Origin of the sequence: Micromonospora sp. NPDC004551, from assembly GCF_040609975.1 — a bacterium.
Classification (GTDB): domain Bacteria; phylum Actinomycetota; class Actinomycetes; order Mycobacteriales; family Micromonosporaceae; genus Micromonospora.
Map to the genome: position 1 here is coordinate 69,154 of NZ_JBEXLM010000026.1, position 21,998 is coordinate 91,151.

Consider the following 21,998-nt stretch of genomic DNA (forward strand, 5'->3'; position numbering starts at 1 on the left):
TCCGCGGTCACCTCCCCGCACCGCCGGGGCCCCGCGCCGCCGGGCAGCACCGATCGGAGGCCACCGCCGAGGTGGCCTGGACCACCACACGACCCCGGGCGATCCGCCGCGCGGGGCGTACGACAACGGAGAGCCTGACGTGAGCAAGCGCACCTACCAGCCGAACAACCGCCGGCGCGCGAAGACCCACGGCTTCCGGCTGCGCATGCGCACCCGTGCCGGCCGCGCCATCATCTCGACCCGTCGCGCCAAGGGCCGCGCCCGCCTGTCGGCCTGAGGCCGACCGGTCCGGTCCGGGGACGTGGGCAGTCGTGCTGGCCGCCGCCGAGCGACTGCGGCGCAGTAGCGACTTCGCCGCAGCGGTCCGGGGTGGCCGACGCGTCGGCCGCGGCGCCGTCGTGGTGCACCTGACCCTCCCCCAGCAGACCGGACCCACCGCGACAACCTCGCCGGAGCCGGCGCGGAGCAGCGGTGCGGAGACCTCCGCACCCCGCCGCGCCGGCTTCGTCGTGTCCAAGGCCGTCGGCAACGCCGTGGTCCGGAACACCGTCCGTCGCCGGCTCCGCCACCTGGTCCGCGAGCGGCTGGCCGACCTGCCCGCCGGCAGCACCCTGGTGGTACGCGCCCTGCCGCCGGCCGCCCAGGCGTCGTACGCCCGGCTCGGGGCCGACCTGGACGCCGCCCTCGCCGCCGCGCGCTCCCCCCGGGGTCGGCGGTCCCGGTGACCGAACACACTGCCGCGCCGCGGCCCACCACCGGTGCCCGCATGCTGCTGGCGCCCATCATCGCGTACCGTCGGTGGATAAGTCCGGCACTGCCGGCCCGCTGCCGGTTCTACCCGTCGTGCAGTGCCTACGCCGTCGAGGCGGTGTCCCGGCACGGTGCGCTGCGGGGAGGCTGGCTGACGGTCCGGCGGCTGTCGCGCTGCCACCCCTTCCATCCAGGTGGACACGACCCGGTGCCGGAGCCGGGCGACCGCCGCCGTTCCGACGTGACTGGAGCCTGAGTGTTTAGTCTCGACTGGATCTACTACGCGATCTCGTGGATCCTGCTGACCTGGCACTCGGCCTGGGACGCCATCGGGGTTCCGGTCGACGCCGTGATCGGTACGAACTGGGCCTGGATCCTGTCCATCATCTTCCTGGTGGTCACGGTCCGGGTGATCCTGTTCCCGGTCTTCGTCAAGCAGATCAAGTCCCAGCGGGCCATGCAGGCGCTCCAGCCCAAGGTCAAGGAGCTGCAGGAGAAGCACAAGGGTGACCGGGAGACGCTCCAGAAGGAGATGATGGAGCTCTACCGGAAGGAAAAGGCCAACCCGCTGATGGGCTGCCTTCCGATGTTCCTCCAGATCCCGGTCTTCCTCGGCCTGTTCCACACGCTCAAGCGGCTCAACCCCGACAACCAGGGCAAGACCCTCTACGGCTGGACCGTCGAGCAGTTCAACAGCGCCTCCAGCGCGAAGCTCTTCACCGCCCCGATCTCCGGCCGGTTCGGCTCCACCGCCGACGAGCTGGCCAACCTGGGCGCGAACAGCACGACGGTCAAGATCGTCGCCGGCATCCTGGTGCTCATCATGATCGCCACCACCTACCTGACCAGCCGGCAGATGATCCTCAAGACCGGCTGGGCCGAGGACCCGCAGCAGCGGATGGTCCAGCGGCTGATGCTCTACGGCATCCCGGTCTCGCTGCTCATCTCGGGCTCGATCTTCCCGATCGGTGTGATCATCTACTGGGTCACCAACAACCTCTTCACCCTCGGCCAGCAGCAGTGGGTGCTGCGGAAGTTCCCCCCGCTGGTGCCGCCGAAGAAGACCAGCACCGCCGGCAAGACCACCGCCCAGCCGGCCAAGACCGGTGGCCTGCTCGGCCGCAAGACCGTCCAGCCGGCCGCCAAGGCCCCGGCCGCTGCCCCCAAGGTGGCCGGCCCGAAGCCCGGTGCCAAGCCGGTCAACCCGAAGAAGAGCGGCGGCCGACCCGCCAAGCGACAGGGCTGAGCCCTTCCGGGCCGCCGCCGGAGACCGGTGGCGGCCCGTTCCGGCCCCCGAGCTGCCACTGAGAAGTCGGCGCCGGGCCGGAACCGCCGCGCGGAGCGCGGTCACGGGCGAAACTGGCCCGTACAGACGTGCCCGAGGGCACCGGCGAACCTCCCGCCGGCCCCGGGAGACCAGCGGACCCGACGGTCCGGCCGAGCGAGTACGGAGATGAGACCGTGACCGACACCAGCATCCCCAGCGCGGACCAGTCCCTGGACGAGGAGACCGTGCCGGCCGCCACCACGGAGGAGGCCGAGGAGACCCAGGCCGAGGCCCGGGAGAAGAAGGCTCCCGCCGACAGCGACCTGTTCCGGCAGAGCGAGATCGCCGCCGACTACGTCGAGGGCCTGCTCGACATCCTCGACTACGACGGCGACATCGACGAGCTGGTCTCCGGCGGTCGCCCGGTCGTCGAGGTGGTCGGCGGTCGCCTGCAGAACCTGGTCGGCCAGCGCGGCGCCACCCTGGAGGCGCTCCAGGAGCTGGCCCGGCTGGCGGTGTTCCGGCAGACCGGTTCGCCGAGCCGCCTGCTGCTCGACGTCGGCGGCTACCGCGCCGCCCGCCGCAAGGAGCTGGCCGCCGTCGCCAAGAACGCCGTGGAGAAGGTCAAGGAGCACGGCGAGCCGGTGCGCCTGGAGCCGATGTCCGCGTTCGAGCGCAAGTGCGTGCACGACGTTGTCAACGCGATGAGCGGCGTGGAGAGCGAGTCCGAGGGCGTCGAGCCGAACCGCCGCATCGTCGTCCGGCCGGTGGCGGACTGACGGGGGTGGCCTCCGACGAGACAACGGCGGGTGCCGTGGCCGGCCCGGGTGGTACGCCGCCCGGGCCGTCGCCTGTCCACGCCGACCCGGCCGTCGACCCGGTCTTCTCCGAGGGCGACTCCCCGGCCCACCCTTCGGTCCCGGCCTCACCTGCGGCCCAGGCCGATCCCGCCTTCTCGGGTGATCCTGCGCTTGCGACCGAGCGGTCCGTCGGCGGGGCCGATCCCGCCGCCGAGGTGACGCCGGCCTTCTCCGGTGAACCCGGCGGGCAGCCCGAGCCGTCAGCCCTGGCGGCGGGCTCGGACGCGTCGGCCCCGCTGGGTGCGGTCGACCCGGTGTTCGCCGCGCCGCCCACGGCCGGCACCGAGTCGGTCCCTGCCGGCAGCGCGTCGGTCGCTGGCCGTGGGTCGGCGTCCGTTGACAGTGTGTCGGCTGCCGGCCACGAGTTGGCTCCCGCCGGTCGCGAGTCGGTCCCTGCCGGCAGCGCGTCGGCCGCGGGCCGTGGGTCGGCCGGAGCCGAGGTGAGCGGCAGGCTCCAGGGTGGTCGACGTGAGGATGTGCCGGCCGACGTCCGACCGTCCCTCGTGGACGGTGCCCAGGACCAGTCCTCCGGCGATGGGCCCTCCCCGGCGGGGGCGACGCTGCCGCCCGAGCTGGCGGAGGCCGCCCGTACTCTCTTCGGCGATCGGCTCGACCTGGCCGCCGCGTATGCCGAACTGCTGGCCACGGACGGCGTGGTGCGCGGCCTGATCGGCCCCCGCGAGACGCCCCGGCTCTGGGACCGCCACCTGCTGAACTGCGCGGCGATGGCCGAGCGGATCCCGGACGGCGCCAGCCTGATCGACGTCGGTTCGGGGGCCGGCCTGCCCGGCCTGGTGCTGGCCATCGCGCGGCCCGACCTCACCGTGACCCTGGTCGAGCCACTCGCCCGGCGCACCACCTTCCTGATCGAGGCCGTGGAGCGGCTCGGGTTGACGAGATCGGTCCGGGTGTTCCGCGGGCGTGCCGAGGAGGCCGCCGCCGGCTCCCGGGATCGGGAGCCGCTGACCGCCGACATCGTCACCGCGCGTGCGGTGGCACCGCTCGACCGGCTCGCCGCCTGGTGCCTGCCGCTGGCGGTGCCCGGTGGCCGGCTGGTGGCGCTCAAGGGTGCCTCCGCTGCCGAGGAGATCGCCGAGCACGCCGCGGCGGTGGCCCGGCTCGGCGGTGGCGAGCCGGAGCTGTACCGGTGCGGGGCCGGTGTGATCGACCCGCCCGCGACGGTGATCGAGGTGGTTCGCGAGCGGATGGTCGGCCCGGCCAGGAAGAAGGGGCCGAAGCGCTCGCGGGGCGGTCGGCGCCGCGGCGCACAGGGCCGGGATCGCTGACGCGGCAAGACTTTCCGGACGCCCAGCCGGTCGTTGGACCGGATGGCGTGAGCTGATCGACCAGAACCCGACGTGGACCGGTTGCGCCCGTCGGCCGTAGGCTGGCCGCGCGTCGATAGTGTGGAGCGGCGGTGCCGGGCGGCACCCGAACCCGACCGTTCCCACCGGGCCGGTGACGCCGCGCGGCGAGCGCGGGGGCTCGAATGACGGGTGCGGACCGACCATCCGGAGCGGGCAGGGATGACAGGTGCATGACGACGGCAGGTACGACGACCGACGGGTGACCGGGCCAGGCGAGCGATCCTCTGCCACCGGCCCCGTTTCACGTGAAACCAACTTCCAGGGCTGGCCGCCGAACGGCGAGCCCCACGACCCGTCCACGCGCCCCCCGGACTGCGAGCCGGCGGTACGCCGGGACGTGCCTCCGGCCGGGGCCGTGCGGCCCACGTCGTCCGTACCGGCGAACGTCCCGCCGGCGCGCGATCCGCACGACCCGAACGGCGGCCCGGTCAACGCGCCCGCCTCCCGTCCGGCCCCGGTGCGAGGGAACGCCGCGGTCCCCGCGCGCTACGAGCCGCAGCCGCCGGTCGTGGCCGTGCCGCAGCAGGCCACCCCGGAGTCCGCGCCGGACGTGGCCACGGGCACGGTGGCCCCTTCCGACACGCCACCGGCCGCCGGCTACGGTGCCGAACCCCCGGCGAGCACGTACGTTTCACGTGAAACCCCGACGCGCGAAGAGGATGATCCACCGTTGGCTATGGAGGCTATGCGCGCCGTGCAGATCCTGAACCCCAGTGGTGAGGTCACCATGCCCCGCCCCGAACGGACCCGGGTGATGTGCGTCGCCAACCAGAAGGGCGGCGTCGGCAAGACCACGACGACGGTGAACCTGGCGGTGGCGCTCGCCCTGCACGGCAACCGGGTGCTCGTGGTCGACCTCGACCCGCAGGGCAACGCCTCCACCGGGCTCAACGTGCCGCACCACACCGGGGTGCCGGACGTCTACGACTGCCTCATCGACAGCGTGCCGCTGGAGGAGGTGGCCCAGGCCGTCGAGGGCATCCCGAACCTGTGGTGCGTGCCGGCCACCATCGACCTGGCGGGCGCCGAGATCGAGCTGGTCTCGGTCGTCGCCCGGGAGTCCCGGCTGGCCCGGGCCATCGCCGCGTACCCGGGGCACTTCGACTACGTCTTCATCGACTGCCCGCCCTCGCTCGGCCTGCTGACCGTCAACGCGCTGGTCGCCGCGCAGGAGGTGCTGATCCCGATCCAGTGCGAGTACTACGCCCTGGAGGGCCTCAACCAGCTGATCCAGAACATCAACCTGGTCCGGCAGCACCTCAACCCGAAGCTCGAGGTCTCCACGATCCTGCTCACCATGTACGACCGGCGTACCCGGCTGGCCGACGCGGTGGAGCAGGACGTCCGAAACCACTTCGGGGACAAGGTGCTCGAAGCCGTCATCCCCCGGAACGTCCGGGTCTCCGAGGCGCCCAGCTACGGGCAGTCGGTGATGACCTACGATCCCGGTTCGCGGGGGGCCACGAGTTACTTCGAGGCCGCTCAGGAAATTGCCGAGCGAGGCGTCAAGGAGCCGGTGAGCCGGAATGCGTAGTGCGGAGAAGTCGCTGGGAGGCGTCGCATGAAGAACCGTCCTCGCGGCGGTCTGGGCCGGGGGCTCGGTGCCCTCATCCCTACCGGGCCCGCGCCGGGCAGCACCCCGGCGGCCGCCGAACCCGAGAACGGTACGGCGGCGACCGTTCCGGCCACCTCGGTCGGCGGTACGACGGCGGCCGTGACGGGCGGCGTGGGCGAGCCGGTGACCCCGGTTGCCCCGGCCGCCGAGCCGGAGTCGCAACTGAGCCCGGTCCCCGGAGCGCGCTTCGCCGAGATCCCGGTCGACAGCATCGTGCCGAACCCGAAGCAGCCCCGGCACGTCTTCGACGAGGAGGCGCTGGAGGAGTTGAAGACCTCGATCCAGGAGGTGGGCTTCCTCCAGCCGATCGTCGTCCGCCAGCTCGACAGCGAGAAGTACGAACTCGTCATGGGTGAGCGGCGCTGGCGCGCCGCCCAGGCGGTCGGTCGGGACAGCATCCCCGCCATCGTCCGGGACACCAAGGATGATGCGATGCTCCGGGACGCGCTCCTGGAGAACATTCACCGGGCGAACCTCAACCCGCTCGAAGAGGCAGCCGCGTACCAGCAACTGCTGGAGGAGTTCGGCGCGACCCACGAGGAGCTGGCCCGCCGGATCGGCCGCAGCCGGCCGCAGATCTCCAACACCATCCGGCTCATGAACCTGCCGGCCCAGGTGCAGCGCCGGGTTGCCGCCGGGGTGCTCTCCGCCGGCCACGCCCGTGCCCTGCTCAGCCTCGACGACTCCGAGGCGCAGGAGCAGCTCGCCAAGCGCATCGTCGCCGAGGGCATCTCCGTACGCGCCACCGAGGAACTGGTCGCCCTGGCGCTCGCCGACGGCCCCGCGAAGACCCCGGCCGCGAAGCGCCGGCCGAAGCCGCACGCGCCCGCGCTGACGGACCTCGCCGATCGGCTCTCCGACCGCTTCGACACCCGGGTCAAGGTCGACATCGGCCGGAGCAAGGGCAAGATCACGATTGAGTTCGCGACGGTCGACGACCTGGAGCGGATCGTCGGGATCATCGGTGTGGGGCAGGAGGAGCAGCCCGGGGAGTAACCGTCCCTGTCGGTTCCGGCCGCGTGGCCCCTGAGGGGGTGACGCGGCCGAGTCGTTTTCCGGGGCCGGCTGTTGCCGCGCGTGGTGTTCGGAATCGACGACTGGATGCGTGGCGGTGGCGGCGGCCCGGTCGCGGTGTGGTGGGGGCGTGGGCGTGCGTCCGCCTGCCGGCGCGGTGATGCGCCGCCTGCAGATTGCGGAGCGTGCGCGCCTTCGGTAACGCTGTCACCTGGGCGGCCTCGGGAGCGTCTGCGGGTACCGGCCGGCCGGGGTGCGACTGCGCGTGGCCGGGGCCTTCCTGGGGTGCGGCTGCGAAGCAGGCGTGGACAACGTCGACCCGGGCGGGGACCAAGCAGATGATCGCGCTCTGCTTCATGCGCCGCCTCACCCGCAGGCATGGCAGGACAGGCTGATCGGGCTGGAGGCGTCTCGACCATACTGGTCCGCCATGGACCTGGACGCGTATCAGCGCGGTGCTCTCCGCACTGCCGCTCCACGTGACAAGAAGAACGAGCTGCTGCATCTGGTGCTCGGACTGGTCGGCGAATCGGGGGAGGTCGCCGAGAAGTTCAAGAAGTGGGTCCGAGACCTCGACAGCGACGAGTCGCGGATCGACCGGGCCGACATCGCCAAGGAACTCGGTGACGTGCTCTGGTACGTGGCGGTGCTCGCCGACTACCTCGACCTGTCGCTAAACGACATCGCGGCGACCAACCTTGCCAAGTTGGCCAGCCGTCAGGGCCGTGGCGTCCTGGGTGGCAGCGGCGACAACCGCTGAACCAGGAGATCGTTCGGTGGGGTTGTCGAGCCGCCTCCATGGCGGGCATAGGTCCCGGGAACCGGTGGCGGGGCTCGTTGCGGGACTAGTCGTGGCTTCCCACATCGAGACATGTCATCGCCGGTCATCCCGGGACGCGATGCGGTCCTCTGTGCGAGTGCGGCCGTTCTCGGCTTCCGCCCTGGCACGATCGCCTCGGCAGGACGATCCACCGGGTGCTCGTCGGTGGTTTGATCATCGGAGTCGCGGAGTCGCGGAGTCGCGGAGTCGCGGAGTCGCGGAGTCGCGGAGTCGCGGAGTCGCGGAGTCGCGGAGTCGCGGGGTCGCGCCGCCGTCGCCCTCGCCGGTTGCCGTCCCGCCCAGGCTCTCTGTCGCATCCGCGCTCAGGCCGTCGCGCAACGCGCTCTCCCGTGCGGTTTCACGTGAAACGAGTGACCGTGGAGTCCGCGGCAACGCTGGCCTCATCCGGATCTGAGGGGCCCGTTGTCCGGCTGCCGAGCCGGGTTCTGGGGACGACGTCCAGCGCCGGACCGCTCAGCCGGGTAGGCCTCCTACGCCCCTTGGTGTGGGGCCGCGTCCCCACCCCTGCGGGTTGATCCGGGTGGGCCCATGGGGACCTCTTTAGAACCGCCCGCGTCGCGGAGGTAGTTCATCCGGAGGGTTGTGAGCTCCCTGGAGCCGCCTTCGGCGCTCCGTGCACCCCCGAGTCGCCGCCGCGCGATCACAGCCGGCTCAGGGGCGCTGAGCGGAACTGCGGTGGGCTTTTTGATCGAGTCCAGCGTCCACCCCTCCTCGACCCGCCGTGGATCATCTTGGCGCAGTGACCGGGCGTCGACCGGCCTGCGTTGTCAGACGTCCGGCACCACCAAGGCGAGCGACGGCACCGCGACCGGCGCATGGTCGCCACGATCTCGACGGGCGGGGTGTCCTTGAGCGGAAGGCCGACCGACCCCGGCGCGCGCCGGCCACAGCAGCTGCTCGCCAGCGTTGTTTCACGTGAAACCGCGAGCCGCCCCGCAACCTGACCAGTCCCTCAGGCCGGCGCGGCGCGGGCCGGCGGGGAGCGAGTCGGGGTTGGGCCGATCTCGTCAGCCGAGCTTGCCGGCCCCCAGATGACGCGGCTGCGGGCGGGGGTGCCGACGCGGGGCCGATCTCGTCAGCCGGTCTCTTGCCGCCCTCGGGCCGCGCGATGGTGGCCGCAGAACCCCTCCCGGTCAACCTGACGGGCGGTTCGGCCGCGCTTCGTCGCCCACGCCGTCCGAACGTCGTGGGGACTGACCCCGGCGACCAGGTCCTCGGTCGGTTCTGGGCGGAGGCGCCTGGGTCGCGCATGGCCACCGAGGCACCGGCGGGCCCTCCCCGTTTCACGCGAAACACGGCCCTCCGACCCGACAGGCACTGGACCGCCGCGCATGGCCACCGAGGCACCGGCGGGCCCTCCCCGTTTCACGTGAAACAGACCCTCCGACCCACCCACCGATCCGCCGCGCCGGACTCCGCGCCGGATTGGAAAGACCCGCGAGAGGGGCCAGTGCCGATCGCCGGTTCGCTCGTTGGGAAGGAAGGACCGGGCCACCCGCACACCCCCGGGGACGCCGCCCGTTATCCACAGTCGTTTTCCACAGGCCCTCCCCGTTTCACGTGAAACACCGCTCGAAAACCCTTGCTGAGCTGTGGATGACGCGCAGTGCTGCTGACTTCAGCGGCCTGTGGAAAACGCGGTGGACAACGTGTGTGGACGGACGCGGAACGCTCACCGGCCCGGCGTTCAGGTAGGGACAGGCGTCGCCAACTCGGTTAGGGTCAGCGTCGTGCAGGACACCCCTCCCTCAGTCCCGGACTTCACCCAGTGGCCCTCCTTCCCCTTCGAGGGCGATCTTCATGTCAAGCAGCTCGACGAGCCGGTGCCGGTCGAGCCTCCCCGCCGCGGCGAGGGGAATCGGGAGTGCACCGCGTGCAACGCGCCGGACGAGGCGTACATCTGGGTGGGTGAGCGATGGCGGGTGCGGGCGATGGACCGGCCCACCGGCCTGCCGATGGTGCTGATCCTGGAGTCCAGGTCGCACCTCGATCTCGGCGACCTGCCGAACCTGCTCGCCGCCGAGCTGGGCGTCATGACCGTGCGTCTGGAGCGGGCCATCCGGTCCCTCGACGGCGTGGCTCGGGTGCACGTCAACCGCTGGGGTGACGGCTCGGCGCACCTGCACATGTGGTTCCTGGCACGGCCGTACGGGCAGTTGCAGCTGCGGGGCACGTTCCTGTCCCTGTGGGATTCGATCCTGCCACCCATCTCCGAGGCGCAGTGGCGGGAGAACCTGGCGATGGTGGCCGCGTGGCTCGCCGAGTTCGGTGGCCGCCCGCTCGCCGAGCCGCCCCGCATCCAGTGGCAGGCTCCGTCGAGCCTCAACGCCCCGTCGACCGCCGGGGTCGCCGAGGAGCCCGAGGAGGAGACTGCCTCGGTGATCGAGGCCGCGGACGAGATCCCGGAGGCCGAGGAGTCCGAGGTACCGGAGCAGGCCGGCATGCCGGAGCACGCTGCGACGTCGGCGCGCGCCGGGACGCCGGGGCCGGCCGGCGTGCCGAAGCAGACCGAGGCGGCGGATCGCGCGGGCACGCCGGAACACGGCGCGGCGCCGAAGCAGGCGACCGGGTCAGTCTGACGTCACGGGCGGCGGGCGGCGGCGCGGCCCACCAGAGCGCCGAGCGCCCGCCCGAAGTCCAGCCCGGCCGCCTGGACGGCCAGCGGCAGCAGCGAGGTCTCGGTCATCCCCGGGGAGACGTTGACCTCCAGCACGTGCGGCTGCCCCTCGGCATCGACGATCAGGTCGACGCGGGAGAGGTCGCGGAGCCCGAGGGCGGTGTGCGCGGCGAGCGCGACCTCGGCCACCCGTCCGGTCGTCTCCGAATCGAGCCGGGCCGGCGCGTGCCAGGTGGTGCGGCCGGCGGTGTAGCGGGCCGCGTAGTCGTAGACGCCGTTGCGGGGCACGATCTCGACCGGGGGCAGTGCCTGCGGGCCCTCGCCCAGATCGAGCACGGAGACCGCCACGTCCATCCCGGGCACGTAGCGTTCCACCAGCGCCGTCTGGTCGTACGCGAAACAGCCGACCATGGCGGCCGGCAGCGACGCGGCATCCCGGACCACGGCGGCGCCCAGCCCCGACCCGCCCTGCGCGGGCTTGACCATCAGCGGCAGGCCGAGCCGGTCGGCGATCCGGTCCAGGACGGCGACCGCGCCCAGCTCGGAGAACCGGTCGTGCGGCAGCGCCACCCAGTCGGGCGTCGGGATGCCCGCCTCGCGCAGGACCGCCTTGGCCGAGGGCTTGTCCCAGGCCAGGCGGGACGCGCGAGCGTCACAGCCGACGTAGGGCACACCGCAGAGGTCGAGCACGCCGCGCAGCGAGCCGTCCTCGCCGGTCGCGCCGTGCAGGGCGATCACCACGGCGTCCGGCGGGTCGGCGGCGAGGGCGGGCAGCAGCGCCACGTCGGCGTCCCGCAGTTCGGCCTCCACGCCGACCGCGCGCAGCGCGTCGAGGACCCGCCGGCCGGACCGGAGCGAGACGTCCCGCTCGTAGGAGAGTCCGCCGGCGAGCACCAGCACGTGCAGGTCGTCGGTGGCGGCAGGCTCGGTCACGGAAGAGTGTGCGGCAGGACTGACGGACATGCGGGAATCATGCCAAGTCGGGGCCGGGCGCGTCGGAGCCGCCCTGCCGGCGGCGCGGACCCGCCCCGCCGACCGCGCCGAAGACCTTGCGCATGGCGAGCTCCTGCTCCATCACGCCGGCCAGCCGGCGGACGCCCTCGCGGATCCGCTCCGGCGGCGGGAACGAGAAGTTGAGCCGCATGTTGCCGGCGCCGGTCCCGTCGGCGTAGAAGCCGGTGCCCGGCACGTAGGCGACCCGGGCGGCGACCGCGCGCGGCATCATGGCCTTGGAGTCGAGACCGTCGGGCAGGGTCGCCCAGACGAAGAGGCCGCCGGCCGGCGTGGTCCAGGTGGTGCCGTCCGGCATCAGGTCCGTGAGCGCGTCGAGCAGGGCGTCCCGGCGCTCGCGGTAGACCTCCCGGTAGACCTTGAGCTGCTGACGCCAGGGCATGGTGCCCAGGTAGGTCGAGACGGCGGCCTGCGCGTAGCCGCTGGGGCAGAGGATCTGCGCCTCGCTGGCGATGACCAGCTTGTCGCGGACCGCGTGCGGGGCGAGGATCCAGCCCACCCGCAGACCGGGCGCGAAGGTCTTGGAGAAGGTGCTCAGGTAGAAGACGCCGTCGCGCCGGCGGGCCCGCAGCGGTGCGGGGGCCTCACCCTCGAAACCGAGCTGACCGTACGGGTCGTCCTCCACCACCAGCAGCCCGGAGCGCTCGCAGATGTCGAGTACCCGTTCGCGCCGCTCCTCGCTCAGCGTCACGCCGGTCGGGTTCTGGTAGGTGGGGATGGTGTAGAGGAACTTCACCCGCCGGCCGGCCCTGGCCAGGTCGGCGATGGCCGCCTCCAGCGCCTCGGGGATCAGCCCGTCGGAGTCCATCGGCACGTGCACCACCTGGGCCTGGGCGGCCTGGAACACCCCGAGTGCGCCGACGTAGGTCGGGCCCTCGGCGAGCACCACGTCCCCCGGGTCCAGGAAGAGCCGGGCCACCAGGTCGAGCGCCTGCTGCCCGCCGACGGTGACCACCACGTCCTCAGGCGAGGCGCCGCACGACGCGTCGATCCCGGACAGCGCCATCACTTCGCAGATCCGCTCGCGCAGCTCCGGGGTGCCCTGGCCGATGCCGTACTGGAGGGTGGTGGCGCCGTGCTCGGCGCCGAGCCGGCCGAGCATCTCGCCGACCGCGTCGAGCGGCAGCGCCGCGATGTAGGGTGCCCCACCGGCGAGCGAGACCACCTCCGGTCGGCTGGCCACCGCGAAGAGTGCCCGGATCTCGGAGGCCGTCATCCCCCGGACCCGCCGGGCGTACCGGTCGGTGTAGTCGTCGAGCGTCGTGCCGGTCATGACATCACCTCGATCGGGTGTCGGCGGGGCTGCCGCCCGCTGTGGTACCCGCGCTGCCGGCAACCATGGCGGCCTGCGGGAAGCCGGTTGGTCGATCGTAGTCGGCGCTGGCCAGCACCGGGCCCACCATGTGGGTACGTCCACATCCCGGACCGGCCCGCTCCCCGGCTCGGGTGGGCGTTCGCGCGTCCTCTCCCGTAGCGTCGGGCGGGAGCGTACGATCGCTCGTCGGGGGCAGGAAGGCGGCGGGAGACCGTGGTGGTCTCCGCTCCGGGCCCATGGGTGGGGTGCTCATGTCGCGACGTCTGGTCAGTCTGACCCTGGACACCCTGGAGGACCTGCCCCGCTCGTGCCGGCAGTGCGTCTACTGGGAGCTGGACCCGGTCTCGGCCGAGCGCGCGTGCGCCGCCGGCGATCCGGGGCTGGAGAAGGAGGCCTGGGTCTCCCAGACGCTCCTGGAGTGGGGTTCCTGCGGCAAGCTCGCGTACGTCGACGGCATGCCCGCCGGTTTCGTCATGTACGCCCCGCCGGCGTACGTCCCGCGCTCGATGGCCTTTCCCACCTCGCCGGTCTCCGCGGACGCCGCGCTGCTGATGACCGCCCACGTGGTGCCGGCCTTCGCCGGCGGCGGCCTCGGCCGGATGCTGGTCCAGGGGGTGGCCCGGGATCTCACCAAGCGCGGCATCAAGGCGATCGAGGCGTTCGGCGACGCGAAGTTCGGCGACGACGGTGATAACCCCACCCGGGCCTGCCTCGCGCCGGCCGACTTCTTCCTCTCGGTGGGCTTCAAGACGGTCCGCCCGCACCCGCGCTACCCCCGGCTCCGCCTGGAACTGCGTACGGCGCTGAGCTGGAAGTCCGACGTCGAGTACGCGCTGGAGAAGCTGCTCGGCTCGATGAGCCCGGAGACGTTGCTTCGCCCGGTCCGCCCGGCGCCCGCCACCCGCTCGATGAGCTGAAGCCCGGGGGCTCAGTCGACCACCGTGCCGGCGGCCACCACCGCCCGCAGCTCGCTCACGTCGATCGAGCCGGTGGGCACGTCCCGCTCGATCGGGTAGTACATCCGCTGCACGGCAGCGACGATCGCCTCGACCAGCCGGTCCCGGAACCGGGGGTCGACCAGCCGGTGGCGGTCGGCCGGCGAGGTCAGGTAGCCCACCTCCACCCGGACCGCCGGCATCCGGGTCAGCCGCAGAAGGTCCCAGGCCTTCGCGTGGGTACGGCAGTCCCGCAGCCCGGTGCGGGCCACGATCTCCCGCTGCACCAGCCCGGCCAGCCGCTCCCCGGTGGCCGAGGTGACGCCGTTGTTGGTGCCGTAGTGGTAGGTGGCCACCCCGTTCGCCGCCGGGTTGGCGTGCCCGTCGGTGTGCAGCGAGATGAAGACGTCGGCGCCGAGGGCGTTGGCCAGCTGAGCGCGGTCCGCGTCCGGCAGGCAGGTACGCGGGGACGGGCCCCGGGTGAGCTGCACGCGTACGCCGGCCGCCGCGAGCCGTCCCTCCAGCCGGCTGGCCAGGTCGTGCACGAGGTCCGCCTCGGTCCAGCGCAGCGGGCCGTCGGGCACGACCACCCCCGGGTCGGTGCCGCCGTGCCCCGGGTCGATGACGACGGTCCGCCCGACCAGCGTGGGCCCGGCCTGGCGGATGGCGTCGGACTCGCGGAGCCACTGCGGCCGTCCACCGACCACCTTGCGGCCGAGGCGGCGCAGCGCGTTGACGGTGTGCGGACCGCACGTACCGTCCGGTTTCAGGCCCATCTCCCGCTGGAACTGGGCGACGGCGCGGGAGGTGCGGATGCCGTAGATGGCGTCGGCGCGGCCCGCGTCGTAGCCCATCTCCAGGAGCCGTTCCTGGAGCGACCGGACGTCCTCGCCGATCAGCGGCTCGGGGACCGCGTGGTAGAGCGTGCGCGCGCCGAACCGCCAGCGGGCCGCGTCCAGCGCCTGCCAGGTCTCCGCGCCCACCCGCCCGTCGACGCTGAGACCGCGGGACTGCTGGAACGCCCGGACCGCGCGTTCGGTCTCCGCGTCGAACTCCTCGCCTCCGCGGCCGGTGGGGAGCAGCTCCAGGCCGGTGAGCACGGTGCGGATCTCGGCCACCGCGGGTCCCCGGTCACCGGGTCGGATGGGACGCACGACGACCCCCTCTGCACGACTCTGGCTGGCCGGAGACTCCGACGGAGGTGCTTCCCCGCTGGGGACGCCTTACGGAGCGTACCGTGGCCGGTCACCGACGATCACGAATTTGCTACAGGTCGGAAAAGCGGAACCCCCGCGACCCGGGATCGGGTGGCGGGGGTTCCGGCGGGTGTCGGCTCAGAGGGCCGACTCGATGAGCTTGACCAGCTCACCCTTCGGCTTGGCGCCGGCGATGGACTGCACCGGCTCGCCGTTCTTGAAGATGGTCAGGGTCGGCACGGACATCACCCGGTAGGTGCGCGCCGTTTCGGGGTTCTCGTCGATGTTGAGCTTGACGATGGTGACCTGGTCACCCATCTCGCCCGCGATCTCCTCCAGCAGCGGCGAGACCTTGCGGCACGGACCGCACCACTCCGCCCAGAAGTCGACCAGAACCGGCTTGTCGGCCTTCAGCACGTCGCTTGCGAAGCTCGCGTCCGTGACCGCCTTGGTTGCTCCCACTATGAACCCCTCCTCCGGGACCTGTTCGTGAAAATCTTTCAGCCTTGCAGGGTGGCGATGAAGCGCTCGGCGTCCAGGGCGGCCGCACAGCCCGTGCCGGCCGCCGTGATGGCCTGCCGGTAGGTGTGGTCGACCACGTCGCCCGCGGCGAAGACACCCGGGATGCTGGTGCGGGTGCTCGGCGCCTGCACCTTCACGTACCCCTCGTCGTCCAGTTCCACCTGGTCGCGGAAGAGCTCACTGCGCGGGTCGTGACCGATCGCCACGAAGACGCCGGTGACGTCGAGCACCTTGGCCTCGCCGCTGTGCACGTTGCGCAGCCGTACGCCGCTGACCTTGCCGTCCTCGCCGAGGATCTCCTCGATGACGCTGTTCCACTCGACCTTGATCTTCTCGTTGCCGAGGGCGCGGGCGGCCATGATCTTGCTGGCGCGGAACGAGTCGCGACGGTGGATGATCGTCACCGACTCGGCGAACCGGGTGAGGAAGCTGGCCTCCTCCATCGCCGAGTCACCGCCGCCGACCACCACGATGTGCTGGTTGCGGAAGAAGAAGCCGTCACAGGTGGCGCAGGACGACACGCCGTGGCCCAGGTACTCCTGCTCGCCCGGCACGCCCAGCGGGCGCCAGGCCGAGCCGGTGGAGAGGATGATCGCCTTGGCCCGGTAGGCCGTCTCGCCCACCCAGACCGTGCTCACCGCGTTGGAGCCGACCTCGCCGGTGTCCTTCAGCTCGACCCGGGTCACGTCGTCGGTGAGGAACTCGGCGCCGAACCGCTCGGCCTGCTTGCGCATGTTGTCCATCAGCTCGGGGCCGAGGATGCCGTCGGCGAACCCGGGGAAGTTCTCCACCTCGGTGGTGGTCATCAGCGCACCGCCGGACTGCACGCCCTCGATGACCAGCGGCTTCAGGTTGGCGCGCGCGGCGTAGACCGCCGCCGTGTAACCGGCCGGCCCGGAGCCGATGATGATCAGGTTGCGGACCTCGTCCACTGCCGTCTCCCGATGTGTGTGTTCGTCACCGGCGCGCACCGATGTCGATCCCGAGTGCCGACAGCTCAGCGACAGCGGCACCTGACTTGCAGAACGTCATCGTACGAAGCGGGGATTCCCGAGCCGGTCATCCGGTGGGTCACGTCACGTGGCGGAACCCGCCCGGGTGACCGCGACCTCACCCTACCCGCGTGGTGAAGCGGGTGTCCGCGCCGGACCCGGGGACCCCGCACTCGGGCCCGCTCACCCAGGCCCACCGGGCCCCACCCGCGTCCGTGAAGGTGACCACCAGTGCCGGGCTGCCCTGGAACCGGGCGTAGTCGACCAGGTCGACGGTGAGCGGGCCGGCGCGGTGTTCGGCGCCGATCTCGGTCAGGCAGGCGGCCAGCGCCTCGGGGCGGGCGAGCCGCTCCAGGCCGGTGGCCGCCGAGAGCCGGCGCTCGTCCTGCCCCTCCGCGGAGCTCGCCTTGCCGCTCTCCAGCGTCGAGGGACCGACGACCCCCCGGTGGGAGAGGGAGTCCGGGGTGTAGTCGGTGCCGCTCTGCTGGGCCGGCCCGCTGGTTCGGAACGGCGCGGCGGCCATCGGGGCGGCGCCGCCGTCGGCCCGAACGCCCGCGTTGTCGGCCGTTCCGGTCATCCGTCCGGCACCCGTGCCGACCAGGTGGCTGACCCCGAACCCGACCGCGGTGACCGAGGCGGCGGCGAGCGCCACCGGACCGGCGAGGCGGATCCAGCGCCTCGAACGGCGTCCCGGTCCGGTGTTCCGGCCCGTCCCGCTCGCCGGGCGGGTGCCACGGCTGGGCTGTGCCGGCACACCGGACGGCACCGGACCCGGCTCGGCGGATTCGGAGGCCAGGTCGCCGGTCGGGGCCGGGCCGGCGCCGGCGAGCGCCGCCGTGATCCGGTCCGCCACGGCGGGTGGCAGCTCCGGCGCGGGCTCGGCGGCCCACTCGGCCAGGTCGGCGTGGACCATCTCGACCGCCCGGGCCAGGTCGGCGTGCGCCTCGCCCCAGGCCGGGTCCTGCTCGACAAGACGGGCGACGGTGGCCTGCTCCGGGGTGCCGTCCAGCGCCCCGCCGAGGTAGTCGGCGAGCAGGTCGTGGTCGACCTCGCTGAACTCCCGGGAAGTCACGTCTCCTCCTGGCTGGCGGCGTCCCGCCGGGACCATCCCGACGTGGATCCGACGCCCTCGGGCGGTCGCGGGTTCCCGCCGGTGACCGGGGGCACGTCCGCGACCTCGTCGGAACCGGTCCGCAGGTGCCCCAGGAGCACGGCCAGCCGGGCCCGTCCCCGGGCGCACCGGCTCTTCACCGTCCCCTCGGCCACCCCGAGCATCCGGGCCACCTCGGCGACCGGGTAGCCCTGCACGTCCACCAGGACCAGCGCGGACCGCTGCTCGACCGGCAGCGCCGCGAGGGCCTGCCGGACCACCAGGGCGGTGTCGTGGTCCCGGGCCGGCGCGGCCGGCTCCACCCCGCCGGTGTGCCGGCCGGGCTCCCCGTCGGTGTGGACGCCGTCCGGCAGCGGGACCGTGGCGTGCGTCTGGCGCCGCCGGATCCGGTCCAGGCAGGCGTTGACCACGATCCGGTGCAGCCAGGTGGTGACCGCCGAGTCGCCCCGGAACCGGGCCGCGGCGCGGTGGGCCGACAGCAGCGCGTCCTGGAGGGCGTCGGCCGCCTCCTCACGGTCGCCGAGCGTCCGCAGGGCCACCGCCCAGAGCCGGTCCCGGTGGCGGTGGAACAGCTCGGTGAAGGCGTCCCGGTCACCGGCGACGTGCGCCCGCAGCAGGTCGAGGTCGGACACCCCGGCCGGCGGGCCGTCCCCGGTCGCCGGCTCGGGCGTACGCCCACCGCGACCCGCCATCACCACGTCCGGCGGAGGCGGTGCACCGGGTGCGGCGGACGGCTCACGAGCCCTGGACCGTCAGTTCCTGGACGCCGAGCTTCCAGCCGCCGCCGCTGTCCTTCTCCGGCAGCTCGGTGATCCAGAAGAGGAGGTACTGGTATTTCTCCTCCGGGTTGAACCCGTCGAAGGTCATCGTGGTGCCGTCGTGCTCCTCGAACGGCTGCCCGATGCGCTCGGTGTAGGCGGCGACGAGGTCCTTGTCACCCTTGGAGCTGGACGGGAACTCGTTCTTGCCCGCGCGCAGCTCCGCCGAGGCGCCGGTCGACGACAGGGTGGCCTGGATCGACTTGACCGTGTGCGGGGCACCGAGGTCGATCCAGATGCCCATGCCCTTCTTCAGGCCGCCGAACTTGCCGTTGTTCCGGTAGCTGGCGGTCTCCCAGCCGTCGTTCGGGTCGCCGTCGATGACCTTCTCGGCGTTCCGCACCTCGGCGCGGTCGCGGCTCTCCGGGTCGATGATCCGGACGTCCTGGATGGTGAGCTTGCGGACCGGCGCGGCCGGAGCGCTCGTGCCGCCGTTAGCGGGGGCGCTGCTGGTCGGCTGGGCCACCCGTTCCTTGTCAGGGTCCTTGTCGTCGCCGAGGGCGCTGATCCCGATGAGCAGCCCGACCAGGGCCACCGCCAGCAGCGCGGCGATGCCCAGGGCGACCTTGCGGCCGCCGGCCGCGGCCAGCGGCGAGGGCTCCTCCTCGGTGTCGGCGGTGAAGCGCAGCGGGCCGGCCTGCTCCAGGAAGTGCTCGTCGGCGGGGATGTCGAGCCGGTTCAGCTCGGCCGACAGCACGTCCGACGAGGGCGGGGCCATGTCCGGGTCGAGCAGGTCCATGGTGAGGTCGTCGAGGTACGCCGGCACTCCGGCGCGCACCTGGCGGGGAGCGGCGATGGCGCCGCTGGCGTCCCGGACCGCGTCGGGGAGGGCGGCGCGGCCGTGGCCGGCGGTGGCGCCGTGCAGCGGGGCCTCGCCGTGGGGCCAGTGCCCGGTCAGGGCGAAGTAGAGCACACCGCCGACGGCCCGCAGGTCGTTCTCCTGGCTGTCCGCCCCGTCGGTGCGCGCGTCGGCCAGCACCACGCGGCCGTCGTCGCTGATCATCACGGTGCCGGGGTGGACGTTGCCGTGCACCATGCCGGTGGCGTGCACGGCGGCGAGGGCGCTGGCGATCGCGCTGCCGATGGCCGTTGCCCGGGCCGGGTCCAGGGGCCCGTCGGCCGTGACCAGCTCGCGCAGCGACTGGCCGTCCACCCACTCGCGGACCACGTAGGCCCGGTCGGCCTCGTCGATCGCGTCGTAGACGCCGACCAGGTTGGGGTGGATCACCCGGCTGGCCGCGACGGCCGCCTGGAGCATCTCGGTGGCGGAGTCGCCGCCCGGGTAGCGGAGGACCACCGCGACGGGACGGCGCAGCACGACGTCGACCCCGCGCCAGACCAGTCGGCCGGCGCTGTCGTTGTTGATGTGCTCGACCAGCTCGTACCGCTCGGCAAGGACTTCACCGACCGCGGGAGCACCGAAGGTCACGACCGGAGGAGAGGTCTCCTCCGCCTCCTGACCCTCGCCGACCTGGGTCACCCGTCCTCCCTCGGTGATCGTGTCGATCGATGGACCCGTGCTGCTGGGCATGTGGCTTCCCGCTCTGCCTTGGCTGGGACCGGCAGACCGGTGTCGACGCCCAAGTCGGCACCTGCCGTACCCGTCGAGAGCGACCTTACCCGGGATGCCCGGTTCTCCGACATGTCATCTTCCCGCCGGAGCCGGTGGGACGCCAGTGACCGCGGGGATCGGCCGGGTGAACGGCCCGGTCCGGCCACGTCGCTGGGACACGCACGCCCAATCTAGATGTTGACGGCAAGTAGTCGGCGCAGGGGCGCACCGGTGTGGCGCCCGCGGGGACCCGTCCTGGGTTTCCCCCGCTCCGGCCTGGCCACCCTCAGCCGTACGGCTGGTTGTCCACAGGCCGAGAGGCCCAGTGGGCGGCGGAACCCGGGGTTATCCACAGCCGTGTCCCCAGGCTGGTGATCCTCGTTCACCGTCCGTCATCGGCGCCGGTCGAGGTCACTCGTCCGAGATCACCGGCCGAGCCGGCGCCGCACCATCCCGACCACCTCGGTGATCTCGCCGATCCGCAGCGCCATGGCCAGCCCGAGGTACGTCACGCCGATCACCGCGCCACCGATCACCAGCTGGACGGCGGCGGCCAGCCAGCTCAGGTGCGCCGGGTCGCCGGGAAGGACCTTCACCACGAGCAGGCCGACCAGGGCCGCGCCCAGCGCGGCGATCACCACCCGGCCCATGGTCCGCATGATCCCGCCCAGCCCGATCCGACCGACCCGGGGGCGGAGCAGCAGCGCCGAGACGACCGCCGCGGCCACGTAGGAGATCGCGTTGCCGAGCATCATGCCCGCCGCTGCGAAGGTGGCGGAGAAGGCCAGGTAGAGGCCGACCTGGAGGAGCACCCGCAGGGCTACCACCGGGATGTTGACCAGCGCCGGGGTGCGGGTGTCCGGCAGCGCGTAGAAGGCGAAGGTGAAGAGCTGGCTGATCGCGAAGGGCACCAGACCGATCGCCGCCACCAGCAGCACGGTCGAGGTGGCCACGGCGTTGTCGCCGGTGAACGCGCCGTACCGGAAGACCACCACCGAGATCGGACCGGCCAGCACCGCGTAGCAGACCGCGATCGGGGCGAGCACCGCGGTGACCATCCGGGTGCCCCGGGACAGGTCGGCGGTGACGTCGTGGAACCGACCGTCGGCGGCCGCCGCGCTCATGCGGGGCATCAGCGCCGTGATGATCGAGACGGCGATGATGCCGTGCGCCATCATCAGCAGCAGGAAGACGTTGTTGTAGATCAGCAGGCCGGCGCTGTCCTCGCCCGCGGCCCGGGTGAGCAGGTTGACCACCACGAAGAGGCCGAGCTGGTTCACCGCGACGTAGCAGAACATCCAGGCGCCGAGCTGGGCCAGCTCACGCAGCCCCAGCTCCCGGAAGTCGAAGCGCAGCTTCCACCGGAAGCCGACCTTGCGCAGGGCCGGCAGCAGGCCGGCCGCCTGGACCGCCACGCCGAGCAGGGCGCCCCCGCCGACCAGCAGAATCTGCCCCCAGCCCATGTCCTCCGGCCGGATCGCCTTCGCGCCGTAGATGAGGATGTAGAGGCCGAAGGCGCCGATCACCACGAGGTTGTTGAGGATCGGCGCCCACATCGGGGCGGCGAAGTGCCCCCGCGTGTTCAGCACCGCGGCGATCAGCGCGCTCAGGCCGGTGAAGAACAACATCGGCAGCATCAGGTACGACAGGTCGGTGACCAGGTCGGTGTAGCTCTTGTCCTTGCCGCTGGCGTAGAGCGCGGTCAGGATCGACGCGCCGGCCATCGCGATCAGCGCGGTGGCGGCCAGCGCGATCACCGCCAGGGTCAGCAGCCGCTGGGCGTACGCCTCACCCCGGTCGGGGTCGGACTTGCGGCGGCGGACCAGCACCGGAATGAGCACGCTGGTGAGCACGCCGCCGAGCAGGAACTCGTAGACCTGGTTCGGCAGGAACTGGGCGGTGGTGAAGACGTTGCCGACCAGGTTGCCCAGCGCCGCACCGACCATCAGGTTCCGGACGAAGCCGGTGCCCCGGCTGACCAGGCTGCCGATCGCCATCACCGCGCTGTTCGCCGCGGCGCTGGTCTCCGCGACCACCTCCTGCGGCGGCGCGGTCGCCTCGACCCCCGGCTGGTTCAGCGGCTCCGCCGAGATGAAGGTGGCGCCGTCGTCCGGCGGCAGGCCGCCGCCGTGCGCGTTCGCGCTGCGGTAGAGCCCGCCGCTCATCTCCCAGCCTCCAAGGGGTACGCCAGAGCCGGGCCTCCCCGGCCCCGCCC

At 72.6% G+C, this 21,998-nt stretch carries 20 protein-coding genes; 11 read left to right on the forward strand and 9 right to left on the reverse strand.

From position 1 onward, the window contains the following. Positions 1-139 precede the first annotated feature (139 nt). From rpmH to ABZW14_RS26110, 10 genes are all read left to right on the forward strand, one after another. Positions 140-277, forward strand: coding sequence for a 50S ribosomal protein L34 (gene rpmH / locus ABZW14_RS26065; protein WP_013736606.1), 138 nt, complete (start codon positions 140-142; stop codon positions 275-277). 34 nt (positions 278-311) lie between these two features. Beyond that, on the forward strand, positions 312-725 hold the full coding sequence (gene rnpA, locus ABZW14_RS26070) for a ribonuclease P protein component (RefSeq protein ID WP_355351240.1): 414 nt from the start codon (positions 312-314) through the stop codon (positions 723-725). Between the two features lie 41 nt (positions 726-766). Beyond that, positions 767-1,006, forward strand: coding sequence for a membrane protein insertion efficiency factor YidD (gene yidD / locus ABZW14_RS26075; protein ID WP_355351242.1), 240 nt, complete (start codon positions 767-769; stop codon positions 1,004-1,006). Beyond that, positions 1,007-1,996, forward strand: a complete 990-nt coding sequence (gene yidC, locus ABZW14_RS26080; protein WP_355351243.1) for a membrane protein insertase YidC — start codon at positions 1,007-1,009, stop codon at positions 1,994-1,996. Between the two features lie 215 nt (positions 1,997-2,211). Further along, positions 2,212-2,796, forward strand: a complete 585-nt coding sequence (locus tag ABZW14_RS26085) for a R3H domain-containing nucleic acid-binding protein (protein WP_355351245.1) — start codon at positions 2,212-2,214, stop codon at positions 2,794-2,796. Between the two features lie 584 nt (positions 2,797-3,380). After that, positions 3,381-4,163 carry a 16S rRNA (guanine(527)-N(7))-methyltransferase RsmG gene (gene rsmG / locus ABZW14_RS26090; RefSeq protein ID WP_355351247.1) on the forward strand — a complete coding sequence of 261 codons (783 nt, stop codon included), beginning with the start codon at positions 3,381-3,383 and terminating at the stop codon, positions 4,161-4,163. 247 nt (positions 4,164-4,410) lie between these two features. Beyond that, on the forward strand, positions 4,411-5,778 hold the full coding sequence (locus ABZW14_RS26095) for an AAA family ATPase (protein WP_355351249.1): 1,368 nt from the start codon (positions 4,411-4,413) through the stop codon (positions 5,776-5,778). Between the two features lie 27 nt (positions 5,779-5,805). Beyond that, complete coding sequence (locus ABZW14_RS26100) at positions 5,806-6,855, forward strand: ParB/RepB/Spo0J family partition protein (protein WP_355351251.1); 1,050 nt, start codon at positions 5,806-5,808, stop codon at positions 6,853-6,855. A 322-nt stretch (positions 6,856-7,177) separates the two neighbouring features. Next, positions 7,178-7,633 carry a nucleoside triphosphate pyrophosphohydrolase family protein gene (locus ABZW14_RS26105; protein ID WP_355351253.1) on the forward strand — a complete coding sequence of 152 codons (456 nt, stop codon included), beginning with the start codon at positions 7,178-7,180 and terminating at the stop codon, positions 7,631-7,633. Between the two features lie 1,811 nt (positions 7,634-9,444). Then, positions 9,445-10,293 (forward strand): hypothetical protein, encoded by an 849-nt coding sequence (locus ABZW14_RS26110; RefSeq protein WP_355351255.1) that lies wholly within the window; start codon positions 9,445-9,447, stop codon positions 10,291-10,293. 2 nt (positions 10,294-10,295) lie between these two features. On the opposite strand, the gene ABZW14_RS26115 is transcribed toward ABZW14_RS26110, so the two are convergent. Together ABZW14_RS26115 and ABZW14_RS26120 are read right to left on the reverse strand one after the other, a co-directional pair. Continuing rightward, on the reverse strand, positions 10,296-11,264 hold the full coding sequence (locus tag ABZW14_RS26115; RefSeq protein ID WP_355351257.1) for a D-alanine--D-alanine ligase: 969 nt from the start codon (positions 11,262-11,264) through the stop codon (positions 10,296-10,298). A gap of 37 nt (positions 11,265-11,301) precedes the next feature. Continuing rightward, positions 11,302-12,615, reverse strand: a complete 1,314-nt coding sequence (locus tag ABZW14_RS26120; RefSeq protein ID WP_355351259.1) for a PLP-dependent aminotransferase family protein — start codon at positions 12,613-12,615, stop codon at positions 11,302-11,304. A gap of 293 nt (positions 12,616-12,908) precedes the next feature. On the opposite strand from ABZW14_RS26120, the gene ABZW14_RS26125 reads away from it, so the two are divergent. Continuing rightward, positions 12,909-13,574 (forward strand): GNAT family N-acetyltransferase, encoded by a 666-nt coding sequence (locus ABZW14_RS26125; protein ID WP_355351261.1) that lies wholly within the window; start codon positions 12,909-12,911, stop codon positions 13,572-13,574. A gap of 11 nt (positions 13,575-13,585) precedes the next feature. Here the strand turns inward: ABZW14_RS26125 and ABZW14_RS26130 are convergent, their stop codons facing one another. The 7 genes from ABZW14_RS26130 to murJ form a co-directional block, all read right to left on the reverse strand. Next, on the reverse strand, positions 13,586-14,746 hold the full coding sequence (locus ABZW14_RS26130; protein ID WP_355351263.1) for an N-acetylmuramoyl-L-alanine amidase: 1,161 nt from the start codon (positions 14,744-14,746) through the stop codon (positions 13,586-13,588). Positions 14,747-14,926: 180 nt separating this feature from the next. Continuing rightward, a complete protein-coding gene (gene trxA / locus ABZW14_RS26135; RefSeq protein WP_355351265.1) occupies positions 14,927-15,250 on the reverse strand; it encodes a thioredoxin in 324 nt (107 codons plus the stop codon). A gap of 38 nt (positions 15,251-15,288) precedes the next feature. Then, a complete protein-coding gene (gene trxB, locus ABZW14_RS26140; RefSeq protein ID WP_355351267.1) occupies positions 15,289-16,242 on the reverse strand; it encodes a thioredoxin-disulfide reductase in 954 nt (317 codons plus the stop codon). A 178-nt stretch (positions 16,243-16,420) separates the two neighbouring features. Further along, the gene (locus ABZW14_RS26145; RefSeq protein WP_355351269.1) at positions 16,421-17,374 is read right to left on the reverse strand and encodes a hypothetical protein; all 954 of its coding nucleotides are present in this window, start codon (positions 17,372-17,374) and stop codon (positions 16,421-16,423) included. After that, positions 17,371-18,105 (reverse strand): RNA polymerase sigma factor SigM, encoded by a 735-nt coding sequence (sigM, locus tag ABZW14_RS26150; protein WP_355351271.1) that lies wholly within the window; start codon positions 18,103-18,105, stop codon positions 17,371-17,373. The genes ABZW14_RS26145 and sigM overlap by 4 nt, the downstream gene beginning before the upstream one ends. A 43-nt stretch (positions 18,106-18,148) precedes the next feature. After that, the gene (locus ABZW14_RS26155; RefSeq protein WP_355351273.1) at positions 18,149-19,762 is read right to left on the reverse strand and encodes a protein kinase family protein; all 1,614 of its coding nucleotides are present in this window, start codon (positions 19,760-19,762) and stop codon (positions 18,149-18,151) included. A gap of 446 nt (positions 19,763-20,208) precedes the next feature. Continuing rightward, positions 20,209-21,948: a murein biosynthesis integral membrane protein MurJ gene (murJ, locus tag ABZW14_RS26160; protein ID WP_355351275.1), complete on the reverse strand. Its 1,740-nt coding sequence runs from the start codon at positions 21,946-21,948 to the stop codon at positions 20,209-20,211. Positions 21,949-21,998 lie beyond the last annotated feature (50 nt).